We start from the raw sequence: 7,130 nt of genomic DNA on the forward strand, positions 1-7,130 counted from the left end.
TTTCAGCCCCATCATCGCCAAATCCTCCGCTTCCGTACGGAAATTGAATCAGCGACTGCACCTCAAATCAACAAGAGTTTTTCAACAAAATCGGCGGATAGTGTGAATTCGCCGCGGGCGCGAACCTGACAAACCAAAACGTTGAAAGCGGCCATCCACAATCGCATTAAATCAAGATTCTCTCTGCGCTGCCGTAGGTCGACTCCAAGCCCTGAGCGTACTCCATAGACCAGTTTACTTTCCGCAAACGCATCAGGCCGGAAGCGGCCCCTTGCAGGCGTGAATCCGCACCTGTGCTGCTGCATGTGCATTTATTCGGACGTAGCCCTAAGCGGTCGCCCAACAAGGGCACTAGGCAACTCTGGAGCTAGGGCACAGAAGGAAGCAGCCATTCGCTGTTTTCGTGAAGCATGTTGGCTAAGGAGATCCGCCTGAAACCAACGCATCAATGAACTTTGAAAATAACTCTCCCTGGGACCGGATCTGTAGTTTTGAGTACACGTTTCTTCGGTGGATACGTACTGTACCCGGTGAAATCTTGAGAATACGCCCCACGGCGTCTGCGGAATGTCCTTTGAGTGTGTATTCGACGACCTGGCGTTCTCTTGGGGTCAGGACATCCTGTCCAAAATTGGTAAAGGCAAGGGCTACGCTCTGGTAAAGACCATCATCTGTTGCCCCGCCTTCGACAGGTCCAAACCGGTTGGCAAGATCGGCCCAGTGACGTTTGCACGCAGCTTGAACAACAGGCCAGAATTCACTGAGTTGTCTGAAGTCTTTGGCTGAAAATGCCTTTTGTGCACGCATCACTGAAACAACCACATTGGCGGATTCGGGCAACCGGATCACAAAGCCCATTTCTTCGGCAAGCCCGGTGCGCGCATAATAGCTGCGATAGTACTCGCCCTGAAAAAACCTGTCCGGTGCGAGATCGCGTATTCGATGCAGCCCCGGAACGAAATCCGTTTCGCAAATCAGATAAAATGGATCCAGCAGGTAAGGGCCTTCCTGATAATCCTCAACAAAAACCTTGCGTTTGTTTCTTGGGAAATCGTCAAACAAATCCAAAGGGCGTGCCTGGCCACAGTACCCGAATACGACTGTGTAATCGAAAGGGGTGATCTGCCTTAGCGTATCAGACAAAGTTTGTGCAAAGCTCTCCGTGCCGATAGCGTCAATGAGCGTTCCGGTTGCTTCGTACAGAACCTTCATGATCATCCTCCGAGTACCGCTATTCAGATTGATATACTAAAAACGTGGTATATACACTGAAATCAGATTTTCTTACAGTTTTTCTGATATCGATAGTAGTCAGCAAATCGGAAAAAGATAGGAATAAATGGAAAATAGGGGATATACTGGCAACGCTGAGCCAGCTGACAGGAAACCGATCGGGGAACTTCGTGGCGTGACGAAGCGTTTCGGTGAGGTGTTAGCCGCCAGTGATTTGAACCTTTCGATTGCCGAGGGCGAGTTCCTGTCATTTCTGGGCCCATCCGGGTGCGGCAAGACAACAGCCCTGCGTATGCTGGCAGGCTTCGAAGCCCCTACTGAAGGAGATGTGCTGCTGGATGGCGAAGTTGTGAATACGCTTAATGCACACCACCGTCCGGTAAACATGGTGTTCCAGCAATATGCACTGTTCCCACACATGACCGTAGCTCAGAACATTGGCTATGGGTTGCGCCAGATTCGTCCGCGTATACCCAAGGCGCAGATTGCGGAACGGGTGAGCAAGGCCCTAGATGTGGTTCGGCTGGCGGGCTTTGAGGATCGCAAGATCTGGGAGATGTCCGGCGGTCAGCAACAGCGCGTTGCCTTGGCTCGCGCGATCATCAACGAACCGAAACTCTTGTTGCTGGACGAGCCCATGGCCGCGCTTGACCGCAAGCTGCGCAAGGAAATGCAGATCGAGTTGCAAGACCTGCAACGCCAGTTGGGCATCACCTTTGTGCTAGTAACACACGATCAGGAAGAAGCGCTTTCGATGAGTGACCGCATCTGTATCATGCGTGAGGGCCGGATTGTGCAAATCGGCAGCCCTCAGGAGCTGTATGATCGCCCAAAATCGCGATATATCGCTGATTTCGTGGGAACTTCCAACTTCTTCAATGGCAAGTTAACGCAGCTATCCGATGAGCTATCGACCGTAGTTTTGGACAACGGAATGCAGGTTCAGGGTACAGTTGGCGAAGGCCTGACAGGAGGTCAGGATGTCTGTATCAGCGTGCGTCCGGAACAGATGAAGCTGAACCGAAAGGGCGAGGGACTTCAGGTTGCGGTCCACAACCGGATCTTCCTTGGAGAGCACACCGAATACCTCGTGACCCACGAAACCCTCGGCGACTTTCTTGTGCTTGCGCCGCGTCAGGCTGAACTCACTGAAGGTGCATTTGTCGTGGGTGACACGGCAACGGTGTCGTGGGAGGCGACAGCGGCGCTGATACTCGACCGAAACTAACCAAAGACCATAACGACAGGGAGTAAAGACAATGACTAAGAAAACCATCGACCATATCTCCAAAAAGGAGTTCATGGAAAAACTTGAGAGCTACAGAAAGGGCTCGATTACACGACGTCATTTTCTGAATGTGACTGGCCTTGGTGCCGCAGCGGCCGTGATGGGGGCTTCGGTGCCCGGTCTGCGCCCTCAGCCCGCATTTGCAGGCGACATCGGCGACCGCGTGGTTCTAGCGACCTGGCCGAACTATCATGATCCAGCCAACTTTGATGCCTTTACCGAGGCGACTGGCGCGCATGTACAGGTCAACGTGTTCGGCTCAAACGAAGAGATGCTGGCCAAGCTTCAGGCCGGTGCCACCGGTTGGGATGTTTATGTACCGACCAACTACACCTTTGAGGACTACGTCAAAGAGGACCTGATCGAACCCCTGGATACCTCGTTGTTGCCGAACTTTGACGCGTCGGCCTTTGATGCGCGTTACGCTGAGGCGGGCTCGGTCAACGGCAAGCTTTACGGCGTTCCCAAGAACTGGGGATCGACCGGCATGGCCGTGAACACCAAACACAACGGCGGAAATGCGATCTCGTCGTGGAGAGAGTTCTTTGACATCACAATGGACAAGTTCTCGGGTCGTACCATCGTGCATGACTATCAGCTGACCACCATTGGCAGCGCGCTGAACGCATTTGGGTACTCGTTCAACTCGGTTGACGAAAAAGAGCTCGCGGATGCCGAGAAACTGCTGATCGACGTGAAACCGCATCTTTTCGCGATCACATCGGATTATCAGCCGGGTATGCGCAATGGCGACGCATGGCTGACCATCTGCTGGTCTGGTGACGGCAAACAGCTCAATACCGATATGCCCGAGATCGCCTATGTTCTTGGCAAAGAGGGTGGCGAAATCTGGAGTGACTACTGGGCCATTCCGAAAAGCTCCGAGCGCAAGGCTGCGGCCTATGCTTTGATCAACTTCATGCTGGATCCGAGTGTGAACGCGAAAGAAGTGTTGGCGCATGGTTATCCGACGGCGGATTCCCGAACCTATGACCAACTGCCAGATGACCTGAAATCTGATCCGATCATCTTCCCGGCCCAAGAACTGCTTAGCCCACTCGAGTTTGGCGCGGCAGTGACACTGACTGATCCAAACCGTGCCGAGCTGATGGCACGGTTCAAATCGGCCTGATCCGAACCAAGGTGAAAAAAACATGACGCAACGCACACGCACTTGGCTGTTATTGGCACCAGCAGGAACCTGGTTCCTGGTGATGCTGATTATCCCGCTGACTGTTGTTTTCATCTTTAGCTTTGGAGAGCGAGCACCGTCCGGAGGCGTTGTGCTCGCTTTCTCTTTCGAGCAATATGCCAATCTCCCGGCGCGGTGGGCCGCGTTCAAAAACACGATGACCCTAGCGCCTATTGGCACCTTGTCGGCGCTGCTTATTGCCTATCCTCTGGCCTATTTTCTGGCTGTGAAGGCGAACCCCAAGTGGAAAACCATCCTGCTGGTGCTGGTGATCGTGCCATTCTGGACCTCGATCCTGATCCGCAGCTATGCTTGGATTTTCCTGCTCGGCGGGCGTGGTATTCCTGCCCTTCTTGAATGGGTTGGTATTGAAGGCCTGCGCCTGATCAACACGCCATTCGCGGTGCTCATTGGCATTATCTACGGGTATCTGCCGCTGATGGTGTTCCCGATTTATGTCAGCCTAGACAAGCTGGACAAACGCCTGCTTGAGGCCTCGTCAGACTTGGGCGCGAAGCCTTGGAAAACCTTTTTGCAGATCACGCTCCCACTTTCGATCCCCGGCATTGCGACCGGCTGTATGCTCGTCTTTATCCTTTTGATGGGTGAATATCTGATCCCTGCGCTTCTCGGTGGTGGCAAAGTCTTCTTTGTCGGCAATGCGCTGGTCGATCTGTTCCTGCAATCGCGCAATTGGGCTTACGGATCGGCGGTGGCGGTCACCCTTGTGGTGGTCATGCTGATTACTGTCACGATCTACATGCGGCTCATCAGCCGCCTCGGCGCAAGCCGTGAAGACGTGTCGATCATGTGAGGCGAACCGATGAGACTTTATGCAATCTGCGTTTACCTTTTTCTTTACATCCCGATTGGTGTGATCGCCCTGTTCAGCTTTAACGCTGGACGCCACGCGAGCCAGCTTCAGGGGTTCTCAACCAAGTGGTATGGTAAAGCGCTGTCAAATCCCTTTGTGATGGATGCACTGGAAACCAGCCTGATCGTGGCGTTTTGCTCAGCGCTTTGTGCCAGCGTCTTTGGCACCATGGCAGCCGTGGCATTGCAAGGCATCCGTGGCCCGGTACGCGCGGCCTTTGATATGTTGATCTATGTGGCAGTGATGATTCCCGGCATCGTGATCGGCATTGCCACCCTGATTGGTCTTGTGACGGTGTTTGACCAATTGAACCCATTGATTGCAGCGATCTGGCCAAACGGGTTTGAGCCTCCAAAGCTACGCATGGGGATTGGGTCTTTGATTGCAGCCCACACGATGTTCCTTATGGCGTTGGTGGTGATTATCGTGCGCGCCCGGCTTGCTGGCATGGACCGTGCCCTGACCGAAGCGTCTTCGGACCTCTATGCCACGCCGATGGGGACGTTTCGGCAGGTTACGCTGCCGATGATCTTTCCCGCCATTCTCGCAGGCTTTCTGCTCAGCTTCACGTTCAGCTTTGATGACTTCATCATCGCATTCTTTGTGGCGGGTTCCGAGACGACGCTGCCAATCTATGTCTTCTCGTCGATCCGACGTGGCGTGACCCCGGAAATCAACGCAATCGGGACGATGGTGATGGGTGTATCCCTGTTCCTGCTGATTTCGGCTCAGTTGTTGCTTCAACGCGGAGGCAAGAAGTCCCGATGAACCTTGCTGAAAAATCTCTCAAGGCCCAGACATTTCCGATACTCGACGGCAAGGTCGCTCTGGTCACAGGCGCTGGATCAGGCATTGGCCGGGCGGGTGCGATGGCCATGGCGCGCCATGGTGCACAGGTGGTGGTGACAGATCTGGACGCCGAGAAGGCCGCGTTGGTGGTCGAAGACCTGCAAGCCGAGGGGCTGGAGGCGGTCTCGTCGGGGCTGGACGTTACCGACGATCAGGCGGTCAAGTCCGAGGTCGACAGGGTCGTCAGAACCCATGGGCGCATTGATGTTCTGCACTCTCATGCTGGCTACCAGATCGAGGGAAATCTCGAGCAGGTCCCAGTCCAAGGTATGGACATGTCGTGGCGGCTGAACGTGCGCTCGCATTTTATCGCAGCGCGCGCCGCGGTGGGCCACATGCGAGAGCAGGGAGGTGGCAGTATCATCATCACCTCGTCAAACTCAGGCGTTCAATACGACCGCGAGATGATCGCCTACGCGACGACCAAACATGCGGTTGTCGCCATGACCCGGCAAATGGCTGCGGATTATGCCAAGCACAATGTGCGTTTCAATGCGCTTTGCCCCGGATTCATCGATACGCCCTTTAACGCCGGGTTTGAGACCCAGATGGGCGGCCGCGAAAACCTTGAAAACTACGTGGCGCAAACGATCCCGATGGGACGCTGGGGAACCACGGATGAAATGGCCAATTCCATCCTGTTTCTGGCCTCTGACATGTCCACTTTCATGACCGGACACGCGTTGGTCATTGATGGCGGAGAATGCATCTAACGCCCTTTGAGGAGAGACTCCGATATGACCAATAGCCTGAAAACTCCGAATGGTCGTTTGGCCGGAAAAGTCGCAGTCATCACCGGAGGCGCCACCGGCATGGGCCGGGCGACCGCGCTGATGTTTGCCGAAGAAGGCGCGAAGGTCAGCATCTTCGATATTCAGGATGAAGAGGGGCACAAAACCGTCGACATGATCCGCGACGCTGGTGGTCAGGCTGCCTTTTTTCATGCCGATGTGACCAAGGATGCCGAAGTTAACGCTGCCTTTGATGCCGCGCTTAAAGCCTTTGGGCCGTACAACGTGCTGTTCAATCATGCTGGCACAATAATTGTCAAAGCGATGCATGAAACCAGCGAAGAAGAATACGACTGGCTGATGGACGTAAACGTGAAATCCGCTTTTCTAACCTGCCGCCGTGCCGTGCAGGACATGAGCGCAAATGGCGGTGGGTCAATCGTCATCACCTCGTCGATTGCGGCCGAACTTGGCTATGCGCTTGAGTCAGTCTACTGCATGTCCAAAGGCGCTGTTCTACAACTGGCTCGCACAATTTCAACCGAGTACCGCGATGCCGGCATCCGATGCAACGCAGTCTGTCCGGGCTTTGTTGAAACCGCTCACGGCCTCAAAGAAATAGCTGAACTGGATGCCGCTGGGCAAGAATGGGAAGACTCTGGCATGGCAGCCACCCAAGGGCGCATTTGCTATCCGGAAGAGGTAGCTGCGGCTGTGGTGTTCCTTGCATCGGATGAAGCCAGTTTTGTGAACGGTAATGCCACGTATGTTGACAATGGCTGGTACGCCAAAGGCTGAACACCGAACGTCCCGTTTGGTGAAGCCGCGTTGCGGCATTGGAAGTAAGGGTGAACGGCAGGATTGAGCCGATTCTGTTGAAAAACTCTTATTGATTTGAGGCTGTGTCACTGATTCAATTGTTCCTAGCAACGGGGGTAATTTCGATGTTGGGACCAAAGCAAG

Annotated in this window: 7 protein-coding genes; 6 read left to right on the plus strand and 1 reads right to left on the minus strand. The window is 54.2% G+C overall.

The genetic code is table 11. From position 1 onward, the window contains the following. Window positions 1-417: 417 nt before the first annotated feature. On the minus strand, window positions 418-1,212 hold the full coding sequence (locus BUC32_RS19620) for a helix-turn-helix domain-containing protein (RefSeq protein ID WP_073257256.1): 795 nt from the start codon (window positions 1,210-1,212) through the stop codon (window positions 418-420). A 127-nt stretch (window positions 1,213-1,339) separates the two neighbouring features. Here BUC32_RS19620 and BUC32_RS19625 point away from each other — a divergent pair, with 127 nt between their 5' ends. The 6 genes from BUC32_RS19625 to BUC32_RS19650 are packed head-to-tail and all read left to right on the plus strand — an operon-like array spanning window position 1,340 to window position 6,965. Next, the gene (locus BUC32_RS19625; protein WP_073257239.1) at window positions 1,340-2,461 is read left to right on the plus strand and encodes an ABC transporter ATP-binding protein; all 1,122 of its coding nucleotides are present in this window, start codon (window positions 1,340-1,342) and stop codon (window positions 2,459-2,461) included. A 31-nt stretch (window positions 2,462-2,492) separates the two neighbouring features. Continuing rightward, window positions 2,493-3,653 carry an ABC transporter substrate-binding protein gene (locus BUC32_RS19630; protein WP_073257242.1) on the plus strand — a complete coding sequence of 387 codons (1,161 nt, stop codon included), beginning with the start codon at window positions 2,493-2,495 and terminating at the stop codon, window positions 3,651-3,653. 22 nt (window positions 3,654-3,675) lie between these two features. Then, entirely contained in the window at window positions 3,676-4,527 is an 852-nt protein-coding gene (locus BUC32_RS19635) for an ABC transporter permease (protein ID WP_073257245.1), read from the plus strand. 9 nt (window positions 4,528-4,536) lie between these two features. Beyond that, window positions 4,537-5,355, plus strand: coding sequence for an ABC transporter permease (locus BUC32_RS19640; RefSeq protein WP_073257247.1), 819 nt, complete (start codon window positions 4,537-4,539; stop codon window positions 5,353-5,355). After that, window positions 5,352-6,149, plus strand: coding sequence for an SDR family NAD(P)-dependent oxidoreductase (locus BUC32_RS19645; protein WP_073257250.1), 798 nt, complete (start codon window positions 5,352-5,354; stop codon window positions 6,147-6,149). Before BUC32_RS19640 ends, BUC32_RS19645 begins: the two co-directional genes overlap by 4 nt. Window positions 6,150-6,173: 24 nt before the next feature. Then, window positions 6,174-6,965: an SDR family NAD(P)-dependent oxidoreductase gene (locus BUC32_RS19650; RefSeq protein WP_073257253.1), complete on the plus strand. Its 792-nt coding sequence runs from the start codon at window positions 6,174-6,176 to the stop codon at window positions 6,963-6,965. Window positions 6,966-7,130: the final 165 nt, after the last annotated feature.

Origin of the sequence: Shimia gijangensis (assembly GCF_900142085.1) — a bacterium.
In the GTDB taxonomy this organism is placed as follows: domain Bacteria; phylum Pseudomonadota; class Alphaproteobacteria; order Rhodobacterales; family Rhodobacteraceae; genus Shimia; species Shimia gijangensis.

What these genes read in the sequence shown, in the direction of transcription:
- BUC32_RS19640 (WP_073257247.1), top strand. Translation starts at nt 4,537, where the DNA reads ATGAGACTTTATGCAATCTGCGTTTACCTTTTTCTTTACATCCCGATT.
- BUC32_RS19620 (WP_073257256.1), bottom strand. Translation starts at nt 1,212, where the DNA reads ATGAAGGTTCTGTACGAAGCAACCGGAACGCTCATTGACGCTATCGGC.
- BUC32_RS19625 (WP_073257239.1), top strand. Translation starts at nt 1,340, where the DNA reads ATGGAAAATAGGGGATATACTGGCAACGCTGAGCCAGCTGACAGGAAA.
- BUC32_RS19650 (WP_073257253.1), top strand. Translation starts at nt 6,174, where the DNA reads ATGACCAATAGCCTGAAAACTCCGAATGGTCGTTTGGCCGGAAAAGTC.
- BUC32_RS19645 (WP_073257250.1), top strand. Translation starts at nt 5,352, where the DNA reads ATGAACCTTGCTGAAAAATCTCTCAAGGCCCAGACATTTCCGATACTC.
- BUC32_RS19630 (WP_073257242.1), top strand. Translation starts at nt 2,493, where the DNA reads ATGACTAAGAAAACCATCGACCATATCTCCAAAAAGGAGTTCATGGAA.
- BUC32_RS19635 (WP_073257245.1), top strand. Translation starts at nt 3,676, where the DNA reads ATGACGCAACGCACACGCACTTGGCTGTTATTGGCACCAGCAGGAACC.